Source organism: Hallella seregens ATCC 51272, from assembly GCF_000518545.1.
Classification (GTDB): Bacteria; Bacteroidota; Bacteroidia; order Bacteroidales; family Bacteroidaceae; genus Prevotella; species Prevotella seregens.
This window is the reverse complement of record NZ_JADU01000011.1, coordinates 20009-37927: the sequence shown is the minus strand read 5'-3', so window position 1 is coordinate 37927 and position 17919 is coordinate 20009. Positions and strand designations below refer to the sequence as shown.

Genomic DNA, 17919 nt, shown 5'->3' with positions numbered 1-17919 from the left:
CAATGAAAAGACATCTATTTATCGTGTTATTGCTTGTTGTGTCGCTGATGGCACAAGCGCAACAGGTCAAGCATGGCAACTGGGAAATCAGTTTGGACAAGAACTCCAAGTTGATGAATATCAAAAAAGACGGGAGCATGGCTCTCTCAAACGTCTATGCGTCTGCCAATTTCGGATTTGATGGGACAGACCGCAAGCTCGCCACCGTGAAATCGACCGAAGCCATCAGCACCATCTTTGAAGAAGAAGAGGTAGCCGACTGCTTTGGGACTGGAAAGAAATATGAGTTTGTCTATCGCTTCGGAAGCGGACTCGTCATGACTCAGACCTTTGCTTTCTATGACAATAAAGATTTGTTTTTCACTCAGCTCTCACTTTCGGCAGAAAGTGAATCCATGATACTTAGGAGCAATCATCTTGTACCATTGGCTACTTCCACTGCTCAAGCAATTATGCCTGGTGACAAGACCAACCGTATGTTGTGGGTTCCATGGGACAATGATGGATTTATTGGTTACGCAGCCAACTTCTTGCGTACCGATATGAACTCGTACAATGTAACGGCCATCTATCATCCGGCCGACCGATATGGGTTGGTGATGGGGGCTGTGGACCATGACTTGTGGAAAAATGCCATTCATGTGAATGCTACAGAATACAATAAGATAAACGAGTTGGAATTGATGTCTGGTTATACTGACGAGCACAGCCATGACTCCATCCAGCTAGAAAGAAGAAGTTATCCCCATGGTACAGTAAAGGCTGCAACGATAACCTCTGCAAGGTTTATGTTTGGCTGTTTTGATGACTGGCGGTTAGGTATGGAAACCTACGGCAGGAGTTGTGCCATGGTCAACCCTCGCCGAGAATGGGATGGCGGAACTCCTTATGGCTGGAGCAGTTGGGGAGTCATGCAAACCAAGATTTCATACGACGCCATCATGGATGTTGCTGATTTTTTGAAAGACAATGTGAAGATTCATGGATTCCACGATGAGAAAGGCAGGATTGTGTTGAGCTTGGACGCATGGTGGAACGACAACCTTTCTTTAGCCCAAATCAAGCAGTTCGTTGCTTACTGCAAAGAGAATAAGATGATACCTGGTCTTTATTACGGACCATTCTGTGATTTTGGCGGCTATGGCAACAACGATGTACCAGGTACCGGGGGCAGATATAAATACAAAGATTTATGGCTCAAGCAAAATGGCAGTTACAAGAAGATAGACGGTGCTTACTGCCTCGACCCAACGCATCCTGGTACCAAGCTCTTTATGGCGCACGATATGAAGAAATTCAAGGATTGGGGCATTGAGTATTTGAAATGCGACTTTATGAGCAATGGAGCCATAGAGGCGGACAGTTGGTATGACAGCCAGTGCTATACAGGCATGCAAGCCTACAACATGGGCATGGCTTTTCTCAGAAAGCAAGCGGGCGACAACATATATCTGCTCTTGTCCATTGCTCCTATGTTCCCAGCCCATTACGCTCATGGCCGTCGTATCAGTTGTGACGCATGGGGATCTATTGACAACACAAAGTATGTCATGAACAATAGTTCTTACGGATGGTGGCTCAACCAAGTATATTTCGCCAATGATCCGGATCACTTGGTTATGAAAACTCTTGATGGAAATGGTAAAGAAAGCGAGGGGGTAAACAGGGCACGCATCACCTCGGGAGTCATAACCGGTTCCTTTATTATGGGTGACAACTTTAGTGACAGGGTGGATGCTGGCTATCCATCCTTATCAAGAGAAAGGGCTCTCGCCCTGCTTACCAACGAGGAAATCAACGAGATACCCCGCACTTGCCAAGCTTTTCGCCCGGTAGAGGGAAACGCCTCTTCCAGCCAAAACGCAGAAAACTTGATGACTTATGAGAATGATAAGTATGTGTATCTTGCCGCCATCAATTACGGGAAGTCTGTCTTTGCTTCGCTTAAAGACAACATACCCTTTGAACGATTAGGCGTGGATGCCGATCGTGTGGAGGAGATCAAGGAATTATGGACTGGCAATCCTGTTGCTGTTTCATCCGCAGGTTTTACATATGATGTTCCTTTCAGTGATGCCCGTATCTATCGCATTACAAAAAAACATTCAGCAAATAGCATCCCCGACATCAAGAAAGGGCATAACTCGCATATTGACATCCAGACAAGAGGAAGAAAAATCTCTGTGAGATCCCCACAAGAGGACGTGCAGAATATTGCTGTCTACGATGCCATGGGGCAAGTGGTGCTGATACAAGAAGGCACCAAGGGCAAACGCTATTATGACCTGTCAATGGAAGATTGTGCTACCGGCATATACATTATTCAGGCAATCGGCTCAAAAGAAAAGAAGAGCCATAAGGTAGTACTCTCGAGCAAGTAACAACTTATTGAATTTGTTTAGGGGCTTATCCCGTCCCCAAGTATTAGGGTATATGCTCCCATCATTCAATCATCACGATTCTAAAAGATGAAGAAAATCCTTTTCTCAACCATCATTATGGCGATGACCATGGCAAATACAGCCATGGCATTGCCAATACTACCGCCTTTGTTCTCCAACAATATGGTGTTCCAACAGCAAACCAACGCTCCAATTTGGGGATCGGCAAAAGCTAATAAGAAAGTAACAATTACCGCATCCTGGAACCAAGAGAAAATCATCGTCAGAGCAGACAACAAAGGAGAATGGAGGGCCTCTCTCCAGACCACTGAAGCTGGAGGCCCTTATACGATCAGTATATCTGATGGTCAGACCATCACGTTGAGAAATGTATTGGTGGGCGAAGTTTGGCTTTGCAGTGGACAATCGAACATGGAGTTTCCTGTAAAAGGTTGGGCCCAGGTGATCAATGCCGACAAAGAGGTGGCAGAAGCCAATCATCAGGGCATCCGGTTGCTGCAAATACACAAGGTGGCAGCCGAGCAACCGTCTCGCCAAGTTGTTGCTAATTCACCAACATGGCAGACATGCACATCGCAGTCCGTGCCAGAATTCTCTGCTGTGGCCTATTTTTTTGCACGTGAAATCAACCAAAAGACAGGTATTCCTGTTGGTGTCATAGATGCTACTTGGGGTGGTTCCAACATAGAGTCATGGATTAGCAAGAGCACGCTTCTGTATGCACCCCAGTTCGCCGACAGTATCTCCAGAACCGATTATCATCCATGGCGAAATTCTCCGACAGCACTTTGGAATGGCATGATTAGTCCATTGGTGCCTATGGCTATCAAAGGCGTATGCTGGTATCAGGGCGAGCAAAACGAATTGCGCGGATATGAATATCGTGACCTCTTGCCCATGCTCATCAGCGACTGGCGAAAGCAATGGGAAAAAGAGGACATGCCGTTTCTTTTCGTACAGTTAGCCAACTTCCATGCTCGCAAGAACGAGCCCATCGAGTCTCTTTGGGCAGAGATAAGGGAAGCGCAGCAAATGGCACTGCATGTAAAAAATACAGGGATGGTTGTGACGGCAGACATTGGCGAGGGTGACAATGTGCATTATCCCAACAAGCAGGAGGTTGGACGCCGATTAGCTCAGATAGCACTTGCCAAATGCTACCATGCCAAGGATGCAATTTACTGGGGGCCAACACTGAAAGACTATACTATTGATGGAGATAAGATAATATTGAAGATGGAACCGGCCGGTGGATTGCAGGTCAAGGGCGACAAACTCAAGAATTTCACCATTGCCGGTGCCGACCATAAGTTCCATCAAGCTGAAGCCAGGATAGAGGACAACAACATCATTGTTTGGTGCAAGGACGTGCCTTTTCCATTGGCAGTGAGATATGCCTGGCAAGACAACCCAGAGATTGAGCTTTTCAATCATTTCGGACTTCCTGCCTCCTCTTTCCGTACAGACGATTGGCCAGGCCTTTCATTTGAAAAAAATCGATTGAACAGTGAATATTAATCGTTTTCATAAGAGGATATTAGCTTATAGAAAGAAGTTTTGAAGACATAACTCTGAAATAAAAGTAAAAACTCAAGAGAAAAACGTATGAGTAAGAAACTATTTGCAACACTTCTTGCCGCTGTCGTATATAGTGCTTCATTTGCAAGAGGCTTTACCCAATATGTGAACCCGTTCATAGGAACAGGTGCTGTTGCCAACAGTCTCTCGGGCAATTGCTATCCTGGAGCTACCTTGCCTTTTGGCATGGTACAGCTATCTCCTGACACACAGGATGCACCCGATTGGGACAAGGCTTCGGGGTATGATTACAACGACTAGAATATCATGGGCTTCAGCCATACCCGATTGAGCGGGACTGGAGCTTGCGACCTCATCGACATCCTCCTCATGCCCACCACTCAAGAAGGTACTGCCAAGCCTTTTTCATCATTCTCTCATGAAGAGGAAGAGGCTCACCCGGGATATTACAAGGTAAGGCTCGGTCAATTTGGCATCATAGCAGAACTTTCGGCAACTACGCGCACAGGCATCCACCAATATACTTTCCCTCAAGGGAAACGTCAGCGGCTTTACCTGGATATAGAGCACTCTGCACCAAAGGGCAGTTGGAACCGACGCATCATCCAATCGCAGATATGCCTCGTCAATCCAACAACAATTGAGGGATGGCGTATTATCACGGGGTGGGCAAAACTCCGAAGGGTATATTTTCACCTCGAGTTGTCAAGGCCGGTCACTTCTCATCTCTTAATAGACGGAAGCAGACAAGAAAAGAATGCCACACTTGTCAATGGTTCGGAATTAAAAGGGTTCTTCGATTTCGACCAGACCGTTGGCAAACCGCTCACCTGCAAGGTTTCACTTTCCTCTACCTCTTTGGAGAATGCACGCGCCAACATGCGCAAGGAAGCCGAAAGCTGGGACTTCAGGCATTACAAGGAAGCGGCAGACCGTACCTGGGACGAGTTGTTGGGGCGTATTGAGGTAAAAGGGAACGAGAAAGACATGCAGAAATTCTATACCGCCCTTTACCATACGATGATTCAGCCCAATGTGCTCAGCGACGTGAACGGCGAATACACGGCACCAGACTATAGCACGCAACGTATGCCAAATGGCCAAAACTATTATACCACATTCTCGCTTTGGGACACCTTTCGTGCCCGCCCATCCGCTTTACAGCCTGATAGTTCCAGAGAAAAACGCCGAGTTTGTGAACAGTATGCTCTGCCACTATGACCGGTATGGCTATCTTCCTATCTGGCATCTCTATGGACAAGACAATTACTGCATGATAGGCAACCATGCCGTTCCCGTCGTGGTGGATGCCTATCTCAAGGGGCAGCTCAAGGGGATTGATGGTGAGCGGGTGCTGGATGCCGTCGTCACTTCCTGCACCCGATCACACCTGGGGTCCAACTTTGAGGCTTGGGAACAGTATGGTTATATGCCAGAAAATATCCAGTCGCAGTCGGTATCTGTCACTTTGGAGCAGTCTTTCGATGACTGGTGTGTGGCCCTGCTTGCCAAAAGACTGGGAAAGCAGGATATTTACGAATGCTTTATGAAGCGAAGCCGGTTTTATCGCAACCTGTTCAATCCTGCCAATGGATTCTTTCAGGGAAAGAATAGTGACGGGAAATGGTTGGAGCCTTTCGACCCTTTGCGTTATGGTGCCAACGGAGGCAATCCCTATACCGAGGGCAATGCCTGGCAATACAACTGGTACGTGCCACAGGACGTGCCCGACCTTATTCGTCTGATGGGTGGCCAAAAAGCGTTTGTTAGCCGGTTGGACAAATTCTTCACGCTCACCGACACGAGTGGTGAAAAGAATGACAATGCCAGCGGATTCATCGGACAGTATGTTCATGGCAATGAGCCAAGCCATCATGTGGCATACCTTTACGACTATGCCGGCGAGCCACAAAAGACGCAAAAACTGGTTTCTCAGATTATGAACACCTTGTACAACACGTCATCAAGCGGATATGCAGGCAATGATGATTGTGGCGAGATGTCTTCTTGGTTTGTCTTCAGTGCGATGGGCTTTCTATCCGGTATGTCCCGTAGGCGGTGAGCTGGCCCTTGGAACTCCGCTCTTCGACGACATTAAAATTCATCTGCCGAATGGCCGCACTTTCCATATTGTGGCTGCAAGGAAGCGTGCAAGTGACATTTATGTAAGGCAGGCCATGCTCAATGGCAAGAAAATCAAAGGGAATTTCATCCATCACCATGACATATGGAATGGAGGAACCCTTAAATTTTCAATGTAAAAGTCTGCCTGTCTCTGGTCTTTACTCGCGGGTCACATACCGTTTCCAGTAGGCAATGATGAGGGTGGTGAGAGGAAGGGCTATGATGAGTCCGATGAAGCCGAAGATGGCACCCCACACCGAGAGCGAGAGAAGGAGGATGGCAGGGTTGAGTCCCATCACCTTGCCCATTATCTTGGGTGTCACAATCATGTCGGTGATGATCTGCACCACAATGAAGAGACCGACGGCCAATCCGAAGATGAGCCAGAAGCTCTGCCCCGTGTCGGCAGCCTTGAGCATGGCCAGGAAGGCTGTGGGGATGAGTGCAAAGGTGTGGAGATAGGGCACCAAATCGAGCAGACCGATGAGTATGCCCAGACCTATGGCCATGGGAAAGTCCATGATGGTGAAGCCTATGCAGAACATCACGCCCATGCAAAGTGCCACAAGCGCTTGCCCACGGATGTAGTTGTTGAGCTCGTGCTCCACATCTTTCATCAAGTCGCGCCAGAAAGGCCTGTTCTTCTGCGGGAAGATGCGCACCCAGTTGGTGGTAAGATATTCGTAGTCCAGTAAGATGAAGAACATATATAATAAGGTGATGAGCGAAGCCACAATGCTGATAACGATGCTTGCCGTCTGCCCCAGAATGTTGAAGAGCTTGGGCGCCGCACTCTTCAGCGTGTCGGTGAAGTCGGTGCTTTTGAAGAATCGCTCTATTTGGCTTTGATTGTTGGCTATCCAGCCCGACAGCCATTCCGAGATGCTGTTGGTATGAGTGGACTCGTGCATCCAGTGGGTCAGTATGTCATAGAGCTTCTGGAACTGCTCAATCATTGGCGGAATAATGAGGTAGACGATGAGCCCGATGATGGACAGCACGAATGCCATGGTGACAATGATGGCCAGCGCACGCACGCGAAGTCTCATCTTCTGCTCTACAAACTTCACGATAGGGTAGAGCAGGTAGGCAAAAAGCCAGGCTATGAAAAAGGGGAGCAACACGCCACTCAGGTAGTTCACCATGTAGAACACGGCAAGTATGAGCAACCCGATGCCGGCCAGGCGGATGAAACGGTCGAAAGTGATTTCCTTTTGCATAAATTCTGAATGGCAGTTTTTGGACGGATTGTTCAAGGGGCTACATGCTCAAAGAGGCTTCTGGACTGGGCGTTTCGCCGGTCTTCCTCGAGTGCTTTCTGAAAGCAACTTCGGCACAGGGGTTCGTATTCCATCTTCTCGCCGAGCATGACCTGGGCGTCGTTGTGCACCAGCCGGTGGCTGGCATAGGCCAGTGCCCCGCATTTCACGCAGATGGCATGCACCTTGGTCACCTCATCGGCCACGGCGCATAGGGCGGGGATAGGGCCGAAAGGAACTCCGAGATAGTCCATGTCCAGCCCGGCCACAATGACGCGGATGCCTTTGTTGGCCATAGCATTGCACACTTCGACGAGCTTATCGTCCAGAAACTGCGCCTCGTCAATGCCCACAACCTCATGACCTGCAGACAGTCGGAGGATGGTCTCTGCATTGTCAACGGGCGTGGAGTGGATGGCGTTGTTGTCATGGCTTACCACATTGATCTCCGAGTACCGTGTGTCCAGTGCCGGTTTGAATATTTCCACATTCTGGCGGGCAAACTGAGCTCGTTTCAGCCGGCGAATCAGCTCCTCGGTTTTTCCGGAGAACATGGAGCCGCAAACCACCTCTATTCTGCCGGGGCGGTGGGCTTCCCCTGTTAGATTTTCCATCATATCATGTGCAAAGATAGCAAAAGATTGTTGATTGATGGAGCGCGACAAAGAGAATTTTTAGGGTAACTTAAAAATTGCAAAGAAATGAGCTATTATTTTGGCAGAGCAGAATATTTGCCTATATTTGCTCATCGTTTATGGGCATATTGTATATCGTACCCACGCCTGTGGGCAACATGGAGGATATGACGCTGCGTGCCGTCCGCATCTTGAAAGAGGCAGACTTGGTGTTGGCTGAAGATACCCGGACGTCGGGCATCTTGTTGAAACATTTCGACATTAAAAATCACCTGCTGTCCCACCACAAGTTCAACGAGCACGGCACGTCGGCCGGTATCGTGGAACGCCTCAAGGCGGGGCAGACCATTGCCCTCATCAGCGATGCCGGCACGCCGGGCATCAGCGATCCCGGCTTCTATCTGGCCCGCGAGGCAGCCCGTGCCGGCATCACGGTGCAGACATTGCCCGGAGCCACGGCTTGCATTCCGGCCCTTGTGTCGTCGGGGCTGCCGTGCGACAGGTTCTGCTTTGAGGGATTCCTGCCACAGAAGAAAGGCCGCCAAACCCATCTTGACAGCCTGCGCGAGGAGACCCGCACCATGGTTTTCTACGAATCGCCTTACCGACTGCTCAAGACTCTCAAGCAGTTTGCCGAGGTCTTCGGCGACGAACGGCAGGTGAGCGTAGCCCGCGAAATCTCCAAGGTGCACGAAGAGCACGTCCGGGGAACGCTTGAAGAAGTGACGGCACACTTTGCCGAGGAGGAACCTCGCGGCGAAATCGTCATTGTATTGGCAGGTACCGTCCCGGTTAAGAAACATCCAAAGAAATCTAAAGACATCGAGATATGAAGAAATTATTGCTTTTATCCATGGCCTGCGCGCTCTTGATGACCGTTGGCTGCAAAGACAAGAAGGCGGCTCCCACCGACTTGCAGAGTATCGAACAGAACGACTCTTTAAAGAAAATCATTGCCCAGAGAGACAATGAAATCAACGACATGATGTCGACCATGAACGAGATTCAGGACGGCTTCCGTGAAATCAACGAGGCAGAACACCGCGTCAGCATCGCCAAGGAGGGCGAGGGTGCCAACAAGGCCCAGCAGATTCGCGAGAACATTCGCTTCATCTCCACACGCATGCAGCAGAACCGGCAGCTCATCAAGAAGTTGCAGGGACAGTTGCGCCAGAGCAGCTTCAAGGGCGAGGAAATGAGAAAAACCATTGAGAACATGCTGAAGCAGCTCGATGAAAAAGACCAGCAGTTGCAGCAGTTGCGTGCCGAACTGGATGCCAAGGACATTCACATCACGGAGCTGGACGAGACGATCAACAACCTCAACACCAACGTTTCCGACCTGAAAACGGAAAGCGCACAGAAGACGCAGACCATCAACAGCCAGGACACGCAGCTCAACACGGCCTGGTATGTCTTCGGCAACAAGCGGGAGTTGAAAGATCAGCGCATTCTGGTCGATGGTAAGGTGCTGCAGTCGAGTTTCAACAAGAACTACTTCACCAAGATCGACATCCGTGTAGACAAGGAGATCAGGCTCTATTCCAAGTCGGCCAAGCTGCTCACCATGCACCCCTCCAGCAGTTATACGCTGACACGCGACGCTAACAAGCAGTATGTGCTCAGGATTTCCAACCCGCAGATTTTCTGGAGCACCAGCAAATATCTGGTCATTCTTGTCAAGTAACCGCGCAGGTGGGCTTTTTCGGGAGGCTATCTTTTCTTCCTGAAAAAGTCCACCATCAGTTTCCGGCACTCCTCGCCCAGCACTCCCTCCACCACCTGTGCCTTGGGATGCAAGGCGTGGGGCGCATATTGGCGGTAGCCCCGCTTGTCCTCGCCGGTTCCATAGACGATGCGCCCCATTTGGGCCCACCCGATGGCCCCGGCGCACATCACGCAGGGTTCCACGGTCACGTAGAGCGTGCAGTGGGGCAGGTATTTGCCGCCGAGGGCATTGGCAGCCGCCGTGATGGCCAGCATTTCGGCATGCGCCGTCACGTCGTGCAGGGTTTCCGTCTGGTTGTGGGCCCTCGAAATGATGCGCCCATGGCTCACCACTACGGCTCCTATGGGTATCTCCCCCTCGGCCAAAGCCGTCTCGGCCTCTTGCAGGGCCATGCGCATGAAGCGTTCGTCGCTTTGCCGCTGCGTCTCTGTTTCCATGGTTTTCTTCTTTTTCGACTTGTAATTTCCCCACAAAATTACAACATTCTTTTTGAAGTGTGGGATAAAAGCACTATTTTTGCATGACAATCATAAGTACGACGCATGGCAGAGCACAACGAAGTGGGCAAGTGGGGCGAGGCTTTTGCCGCAGACTATCTGCGGCAGCAGGGCTACGTCATCCTGGAGCGCGACTGGCGGTCGGGCCCGAGCCACCGCGACATTGACATTATCTGCAAGTCGCCCGATGGCCGGACGGTGGTCTTTGTCGAAGTGAAAACACGTTCCGCCGAGCAGCTCCGCGACCCCGAACAAGCCGTCAACCTGCGCAAGATGCGCCACATCGGACTTGCGGCCGACTGCTACGTCAAGCAGTGCCACGTGGTGGAACACCTGCGTTTTGACATTATCACCATTGTAGGGCGCAAAGGCGGCGCCGACATTCAACTTCATCACCTGCAAGATGCTTTCAATCCGCTCCTTGTTTAAAAAGGCCAAAAAGCCGGCCCCCAACGTGCAACATATCGCCCTGGACGAGACGACGAGCACCAATCAGTATTGCCTCGCCGAATTGTGCGGCCGTAATCGCATCGGGATTGCGCCGTATTCGCTGGCCGTTATCACCGCAGAGTATCAGTCATTAGGCCGTGGACAGGGCGCGAATACGTGGGAAAGCGAACGCGGGCAAAACCTGCTCTTCTCCATACTGTGCCATCCTGCATGGGTGCCCGTGCGTGCGCAGTTCTGCATTTCCGAGTGCATCGCACTGGCCATTCGGGATGCTCTCTCCGAACTGACGGGCGGCATCTCGATCAAATGGCCCAACGACATCTATTGGCGCGACCGCAAAATCTGCGGCATCCTGATAGAGAATCGGTTGGAGGAAGGCCGCATCCGCGACTGTGTGGTCGGCGTGGGCATCAACGTCAACCAGCAGATATTCCGCAGCGACGCCCCCAACCCGGTGTCGCTCGTCCAGATTCTGGGTCGCGAGACCGACCGCCGGCAGCTGCTCGACCGTGTGATTCAGCTTTTCCGCGAGAATCTCGAGGCCCTGCGCCGCGGCAATTATGCCGGCATAGCCGCGGCCTATGCTTCCCATCTCTATCGGGCCGACGGTTTTCATGCCTATCGTGATGCCGCAGGCAACTTTGAGGCGGCACTGGTTGAGGTGGAGGAAGACGGACATCTCATCCTGCGCGACACCGCGGGGAGCATTCGCAGCTATGCGTTCAAGGAAGTGGAGTTTGTGTTATAAAGATTTTTACTCATCAAAAACAATACCAGTTATGGCAAGATTTAAACGTATTCTGCTCAAGCTCTCCGGCGAGAGCCTCATGGGCAGACAGGGTTATGGCATCGACGCTGAACGGCTGAGCGACTATGCCCGGCAGATTAAGGAAATACGTGACATGGGCGTACAGATCGGCATCGTCATCGGCGGCGGCAATATTTTCCGCGGTCTCAGTGGCAGCCAGAAAGGGTTCGACCGCGTGAAGGGCGACCAGATGGGCATGTGTGCCACGGTCATCAACTCTCTGGCGCTCAGCTCGGCGCTCGGTGCCATTGGCGTGAAGACCAAGGTGATGACGGCCATCCGCATGGAGCCCATCGGTGAGTTCTACAACAAATGGAGGGCCATTGAGGCCATGGAGCAGGGCACGGTCTGCATCTTCTCGGCCGGCACCGGAAACCCTTACTTCACCACCGACACCGGCTCGTCGCTGCGCGGCATTGAGATAGAGGCCGACGTGATGCTCAAGGGAACCCGCGTGGATGGTGTCTACACGGCCGACCCGGAGAAAGATCCCGCGGCCACGAAGTTCACTTCGATAACTTATAAAGAGGTGTTGGAGCGTGGCCTCAAGGTGATGGACCTCACGGCCATCTGCATGTGCCAGGACAACAACCTGCCCATCTACGTCTTCAACATGGACGTTGTGGGCAACCTCAAGCGCGTCATGGCCGGCGAGGAGATTGGCACATTGGTGCACAATTGAGCAAAACTCCCCGAAAACCTTGTCCGATGGTTTTCGGGGAGTTTCTTGAAAAGAGAGAGTTTCGTCTTTTTTCAACGTTTTATTCCGTCTTCCCCATTCGGTATTCCTTGGGCGTCTTCCCTACTTTCTTCTTGAAAATCCTGTTGAAATAGGGCACCTCGTCATAGCCCAGCAGGGCTGCAATGTTCTTGATCGGCTGTCGGGTAGTGACGAGCAGCAGCTCGGCGCGCTCCATCTTGAGTCTGATGACATAGGAATTGGGCGTCTCTCCCAACTCTTTGCGGAACATGCGGATGAAGTGGTCTTCCGACATGAACGCCCTACGGGCCAGTGTAGGAATATCCATTGGCTCGGTGATGTGTCGGCGAATGTGACCCACAACGCTGCTGATGCGCTCGTCCTTAATGTCCTGTTTAGGTCGCGCCCCTTTGAGAAACCGGGCCAGAAGAATAAAGAGAATGCCTCTCGATTCCACAATATCACAGAATTGCCGTTGCTTGTTTTTGGCAATATTGCGTAGCAGTGTGGTGCTGTTGTCATACGACTGTGGGTTTGATTCCGGAAGCTGCATGGAGGGGTTGAGCTCCATCAGTCGGCAAAACAGCTCCCGGTCGTGTGAGGTTCCAGCGGCTTCGTGGGGATAGGAGAGCTGTTCCAGAAAGCTGAAGTCGACCGGAGCCTCGTAGATATGAATGTAATAGTGGCAGAAGCGTCCCGTGCAGATGTTGCTGTGCACGGTGAAAGGCGGTATCATATAAATGTGGTCGGGCTGCAGATGGATGCGCCGATTCTCCATTTTCACCCATGCCTCCCCTTCGGTGACATAGTAGAGACGCGCAAAAGGACTCCGCACGTTCTGCCAGTTCCAGTCGGAATGGTGCTCCGCGTAACCCGTATTGAGGGTCGTAATCTGTAGTTGCGAGATGTCGTGATGGTTCATATCTGTGCAAATGTCGCCATTTTCTATGAAACATCAAAGGGTTTCCCAAAAAGAAAAGGAGCTTTCCCATGAATCTATATGGGAGAGATGAAACAGTGCAGAAGACGTGACGTAACAAGCAACAAGTCGACAAAGTGCAATCTTTAACGCATAAAGTTTAATGGATTATTGAATGGTAATTCCTACTTTTGCAATATAGACAGATAAAGAAAGAATATGATTTAAACCTAAAAATAACGCTTATGAACTACAAACGGCATGGCATTCTTCTGGCCTCTATGCTTGCCCTTTGTCCGACAATACAGGCTAAGCACTTTCCCTTTACTACTGCTGTCCCAATATTTTCTGATGCAGGCGTTTACGTTGTCCAGCAAGATGGAAGAACAGTAAGAGGGCGCATCCTTGATGCTTTGGGTGAACCCATCGTGGGTGCAACTGTTATGGTGAGGGGAACCACGAATGGGGCCGTGACCGACATGGATGGAACGTTCTCTCTTTCTCACGTCGCCCAAGGACAAGAACTTGTTGTAACCTATGTGGGGTATCAGTCAAAAGTTGTCAAGGCAGATGGGCAAGACGTTTTAAATGTCCGGCTCACGGAAGACGTTGCCCTACTGAACGAGGTGGTGGCCGTGGGGTATGGTACGCAGAAGAAAGCTAATCTCACAGGGTCTGTATCGTCAGTGACGGCCAGGGATATTGCTAATAAGCCCGTCTCTAGCACGTCACAGGCCTTAGCTGGACTGGCTCCCGGCCTCAGCGTCATCGCTTCTTCCGGTCTTCCTGGCACGGGAGCCAACGTGAAAATTCGTGGTACAGGCACTTTCTCGAACGCCGAAACAGACCCATTGGTGCTTATCAATGGGATGGCAGGAAATCTTGACGATGTGGAACCCAACGACATAGATAACATCTCTTTTCTGAAAGATGCCGCCTCGGCCTCCATCTACGGCAACCGCGCCGCCAATGGCGTGATCCTGATAGAAACCAAGAAAGGTAAGGAGGGCAAGACCAGCATCAGCTACAATGGCCAGATGGGATGGCAGTGGGCAACCGAGCTTCCTGAGTTCCTGAACTCGTGGGAGTATGCCACCTATTATAATATGGCCATGCAGAATATGGGGCGGCAAGATGCCTACAGCCAAGAACAGATACAAAAATTCCGGGATGGAAGCGATCCGGACAATTATCCTAACGTGAACCATCTGAAGTGGTTGCTGGAGTCGGGTAACGGTTTTCAGCACCAGCACAACGTGAGCGTGTCGGGTGGAACACCAAAGCTCACCTACAATCTTTCCGTGGGCTACCGCAAGCAGAACGGCATGACGGACAAGACCTACAACGAGCGCATGACGGCTTTGCTCTCTCTGCGGGCCGACCTGACCGACCGATTGAACATCAGCATCGACGTCAATGCCTACAACAATCGCTACAAAGCACCCCATGAAATCACCAGCATGATAGGCTATGCCGTGCGCGAAGGCGCACAGTTTGCCGGTCGGAAGAGCGATGGCAGCTTTGGCTATCAGGACAACTACAGCCCGGAGGCATGGATGGCCGGCGAGTCGTTTGTGCGCAATGTGGGCCGCAACATCAGTGGTTCGGCCCTGCTCACCTGGGTCACACCACTTGAGGGGCTCTCGCTCACGGGCAAAATGGGTGGCAACTACTATACGGCATACGACAAAACCTATAATGCCAATACCTATTTCGACGCTACAAAGACCGTCGGGCCAGCCAGCCTGAACGTGTATTCGGCCAACAACACCTACACCGACATGGAAGCCTATGCCAAGTACGACCGTGAGTTTGGCCGTCATGCGCTCAGTGCACTGCTGGGCACCTCGGTGGAATGCACGAAAGACAGGGACTTGAATGGTTATCGCAATACGTTTCCCAACAACTATCTCTACGAGTTGTCTTCGGGCGATGCTTCGACGGCCACCAACAATAGCGGGCTCTCTGAGTATGCGTTGATTTCCTATTTCGGGCGTGTCAATTATGCCTATGCCGGCCGCTACCTGCTGGAAGCCAACGTACGCTACGACGGTTCGTCGCGTTTTGCCAAAGGGCATCGGTGGGGCATCTTTCCGTCAGTGTCGGCCGGCTGGCGTGTGTCCGAGGAAAGTTTCTGGAAAAAAGCTGCTATCTCCAACGTTGTCGACTATCTGAAACTCCGTGCCTCCTATGGTGTTTTGGGCAATCAGAACATCGGTGTTTATCCTTATCAGCAGACTTATACCCTGGGCTACGACTATCCGTTGGGAGGCACATTGCAGTCGGGAGCAGCCATGACAACTTATCTGAATCAGGACATCACATGGGAAAAGACGGCCGTGACCGACTTCGGCATCGACTTCAACCTGTTCAGCAGCCGCCTTACGGCCACCATTGACTACTTCTATAAGTACACGTCCGACATACTTGCACCCGTCGAAGTTTCTTCCATCATGGGCATGTCGGTGGGCCAATCCAATGTTGGTGCGGTGTCCAACAAGGGCATTGAGGCCAGTCTTGCCTATCATGGAAAGATAGGAAAGGATTTCACATTCAGTATATCTCCCAACTTTACATGGATAAAGAATGCTGTGGAAGAGCTTTCCAATGGTGCCACGGAGGAAATCAATAACAACCGTATTGTGGGCCAACCCATCGGTATTATCTATGGTTATGAGACCGATGGCCTCTTTATGGATCAGGCCGAGATAGATGCCGCCCCTGAACAACTGGTGGGCAAGAGCAACATCAAGCCGGGATATGTGAAGTATAAAGACATTTCCGGCCCCGATGGTGTGCCCGATGGCAAGGTCGATGCCAACTATGATCGCAAGGTGCTGGGCAGCACAACTCCTAAGTTCTACTATGGACTGAACCTGACGGCCCAGTACAAGGGATTTGATTTTTCGGCTCTGTTTCAGGGACTGGGTGGTTACAAGCGTCTCATTGGTTCCTATATGGCCTATGCTTTCTACAATGGAGGATCCATCCAACGGTGGCAAGCCGACAACTGCTGGACTGTGGAGAATCCCAACAAATGGGCTGAATACCCACGCTTGGAAACGCTCAACATGAACCATCCCAACCTGCAAATCTCTGATTACTGGACGAGAGATGCAAGTTTTCTTCGCCTGAAGACTTTGCAGATAGGCTATACCTTGCCTAAGCGGCTGGTTCACCGGATTGGCATTGAGCACATTCGGGTGTTTGCATCAGGGCAGAATCTCTTCTGCATCAACAAGTTCTATAAAGGATGGGACCCTGAGAACGAGATCGCAACGGGCGATGCACCGAGCTACTATCCCATCAACAGTGTTTATTCGTTTGGACTGAACGTAAAATTCTAAAAGCAGCATACGATGATGAAAACAAGATATTATTTAGCGAAATACACCAGTGTGGTGTTGTTTCCAGTCATATTGGCAGCAGGGTTGACCGCTTGTTCTACCGACCTGCTTGAGAAGAACCCGCCGGCAGCCATCTCCAATGGCAACTTTTGGACGGGAGAGAGCGATGCTCATTTGGCTCTTGTAGGATGCTATCGCTTTGAAAGCGGCTGGTCGCATGACGACTTCCTTACGCCTCAAGGCCTGCTCTATCTTGACTTTGCCGGTGGAAATGGCACAGAGAAAGAGAACTTCACGACACTGATGGCCAGCACCAATACGGTGGCTACCAACAGCAATCTGCGTTGGTATTGGAGTAATGCCTATGCCCATATATCCCGCTACAACACATTTTTCGGCAATATCGACAACTGTCCGATGGATGAGACGCTGAAAAATCAGTATAAGGCCGAGGTAAAATGCCTGCGTGCCTACTACCTGTTCTCCTTGGCTTTCTATTACAAGGATGTGCCCATGCCGCTGAAGACGCTGTCTGTAGCAGAAGCGAATACGATTGCGCAGACTCCTCAACAGCAGGTCTACGACCAAGTCGAGAGCGATTTGAAAGAGGCCATATCCTTACTCCCGGCTACATATGAGACTTCAGATGTAGGCCGATACACCAGTGGTGCGGCCCGTACATTGTTGAGCCGCCTCTATCTGGCCGAGGAACGGTGGGCCGATGCGGCCGGGGTTCTCGGGCAAGTCATAGATTCTGGCATCTATCAGATAGACAAGACTAACGGTGCTGACAGCTACGCGAAATTGTTCCAAATGGGTGGAGAGAAGAGTGCCGAGCAGATTTTCTGCATTACTTATGTCAAGGACCAGTACACTACTTCCCGATATCAGTATGCCTATCCGGAGTGTGCGTATGGTGGCTGGCACCAGTTTGCGCCTTATAACGAGCTTGTAAAGGCTTATTTCTGCACTGATGGCAAGAGCATTGACCAGTCGCCGCTTTATAATGACGCAGATCCGTATGTCAATCGCGACCCTCGTCTTTATGCCACGGTTTTCTTGCCACCTCTCGGCAGCTATCCAGGAACGAAGTATAACGACATTACTTACGACTGTTTCAAAGGTGCCAACACCTCCGACAGCTATAACCGCTACACGCTTTTTAACGGTTATTGTCCAAAGAAAGGGCTTGATCCGTCGATTACAAACAATTTGGGAAGCACCTATACCTCCGTTATTTCGATATTCTTCGTTGGGGCACTGCCAAGCAGGAGCTCAACCATGTGTTTACGGGTGTGAAACTCTCCGATGATCCGTCGGAACGCAACTATCGCGGCAGTGGTGCTTCGGCTTCTCCGATAGACAAAGATGGCTATTATCAGTTTGAAGCGCGTGCATGGGACAGCCATAATCGCTATTTCCCAATCCCTCAGAACGATCTGAATGTCAACAAAAACTTAAAACAAAACGAGGGCTACAATTAAAAAAGAATTGCTCCGTTTGACTTAAA

The 17919-nt window shown here is 50.8% G+C and carries 14 protein-coding genes and 1 pseudogene; 11 read left to right on the top strand and 4 right to left on the bottom strand.

Annotation, left to right across the window (positions count from 1 at the left end; genetic code table 11):
- The first annotated feature begins 2 nt into the window (after positions 1-2).
- The 3 genes and pseudogenes from L888_RS0104960 (at position 3) to L888_RS13390 (ending at position 6202) form a co-directional block, all read left to right on the top strand.
- Positions 3-2381 (top strand): T9SS type A sorting domain-containing protein, encoded by a 2379-nt coding sequence (locus L888_RS0104960; protein ID WP_027952078.1) that lies wholly within the window; start codon positions 3-5, stop codon positions 2379-2381.
- An 87-nt stretch (positions 2382-2468) separates the two neighbouring features.
- Positions 2469-3920 (top strand): sialate O-acetylesterase, encoded by a 1452-nt coding sequence (locus L888_RS0104955; RefSeq protein WP_027952077.1) that lies wholly within the window; start codon positions 2469-2471, stop codon positions 3918-3920.
- An 87-nt stretch (positions 3921-4007) separates the two neighbouring features.
- Positions 4008-6202, top strand: a pseudogene (locus tag L888_RS13390) (GH92 family glycosyl hydrolase).
- Between the two features lie 21 nt (positions 6203-6223).
- On the opposite strand, the gene L888_RS0104945 reads toward L888_RS13390, so the two are convergent.
- Both L888_RS0104945 and L888_RS0104940 read right to left on the bottom strand, forming a co-directional pair.
- On the bottom strand, positions 6224-7285 hold the full coding sequence (locus tag L888_RS0104945) for an AI-2E family transporter (RefSeq protein WP_027952076.1): 1062 nt from the start codon (positions 7283-7285) through the stop codon (positions 6224-6226).
- A 32-nt stretch (positions 7286-7317) separates the two neighbouring features.
- Positions 7318-7941, bottom strand: a complete 624-nt coding sequence (locus L888_RS0104940) for a thymidine kinase (protein WP_015310358.1) — start codon at positions 7939-7941, stop codon at positions 7318-7320.
- A 137-nt stretch (positions 7942-8078) separates the two neighbouring features.
- Between L888_RS0104940 and rsmI the strand changes: the two genes are divergently transcribed.
- Together rsmI and L888_RS0104930 are read left to right on the top strand one after the other, a co-directional pair.
- Positions 8079-8792, top strand: a complete 714-nt coding sequence (gene rsmI, locus L888_RS0104935) for a 16S rRNA (cytidine(1402)-2'-O)-methyltransferase (protein ID WP_027952074.1) — start codon at positions 8079-8081, stop codon at positions 8790-8792.
- Complete coding sequence (locus L888_RS0104930) at positions 8789-9646, top strand: Cbp1 family collagen-binding glycoprotein adhesin (protein WP_027952073.1); 858 nt, start codon at positions 8789-8791, stop codon at positions 9644-9646. The genes rsmI and L888_RS0104930 overlap by 4 nt, the downstream gene beginning before the upstream one ends.
- Positions 9647-9672: 26 nt before the next feature.
- Here the strand turns inward: L888_RS0104930 and L888_RS0104925 are convergent, their stop codons facing one another.
- Complete coding sequence (locus tag L888_RS0104925) at positions 9673-10125, bottom strand: nucleoside deaminase (protein WP_015310359.1); 453 nt, start codon at positions 10123-10125, stop codon at positions 9673-9675.
- 105 nt (positions 10126-10230) lie between these two features.
- On the opposite strand from L888_RS0104925, the gene L888_RS0104920 reads away from it, so the two are divergent.
- The 3 genes from L888_RS0104920 to pyrH are packed head-to-tail and all read left to right on the top strand — an operon-like array spanning position 10231 to position 12125.
- On the top strand, positions 10231-10614 hold the full coding sequence (locus L888_RS0104920) for a YraN family protein (protein WP_027952072.1): 384 nt from the start codon (positions 10231-10233) through the stop codon (positions 10612-10614).
- Positions 10589-11383, top strand: a complete 795-nt coding sequence (locus L888_RS0104915; protein WP_027952071.1) for a biotin--[acetyl-CoA-carboxylase] ligase — start codon at positions 10589-10591, stop codon at positions 11381-11383. Before L888_RS0104920 ends, L888_RS0104915 begins: the two co-directional genes overlap by 26 nt.
- A gap of 31 nt (positions 11384-11414) precedes the next feature.
- On the top strand, positions 11415-12125 hold the full coding sequence (pyrH, locus tag L888_RS0104910) for a UMP kinase (RefSeq protein ID WP_027952070.1): 711 nt from the start codon (positions 11415-11417) through the stop codon (positions 12123-12125).
- Positions 12126-12204: 79 nt separating this feature from the next.
- Here pyrH and L888_RS0104905 read toward each other — a convergent pair whose 3' ends face one another.
- Positions 12205-13065: an AraC family transcriptional regulator gene (locus tag L888_RS0104905; RefSeq protein ID WP_044248679.1), complete on the bottom strand. Its 861-nt coding sequence runs from the start codon at positions 13063-13065 to the stop codon at positions 12205-12207.
- Between the two features lie 242 nt (positions 13066-13307).
- Between L888_RS0104905 and L888_RS0104900 the strand changes: the two genes are divergently transcribed.
- The 3 genes from L888_RS0104900 (at position 13308) to L888_RS14865 (ending at position 17893) form a co-directional block, all read left to right on the top strand.
- Positions 13308-16409, top strand: a complete 3102-nt coding sequence (locus tag L888_RS0104900; protein WP_027952068.1) for a SusC/RagA family TonB-linked outer membrane protein — start codon at positions 13308-13310, stop codon at positions 16407-16409.
- 72 nt (positions 16410-16481) lie between these two features.
- On the top strand, positions 16482-17708 hold the full coding sequence (locus tag L888_RS13385) for a RagB/SusD family nutrient uptake outer membrane protein (RefSeq protein ID WP_245594825.1): 1227 nt from the start codon (positions 16482-16484) through the stop codon (positions 17706-17708).
- The gene (locus L888_RS14865) at positions 17693-17893 is read left to right on the top strand and encodes a RagB/SusD family nutrient uptake outer membrane protein (protein ID WP_245594824.1); all 201 of its coding nucleotides are present in this window, start codon (positions 17693-17695) and stop codon (positions 17891-17893) included. Before L888_RS13385 ends, L888_RS14865 begins: the two co-directional genes overlap by 16 nt.
- Positions 17894-17919: the final 26 nt, after the last annotated feature.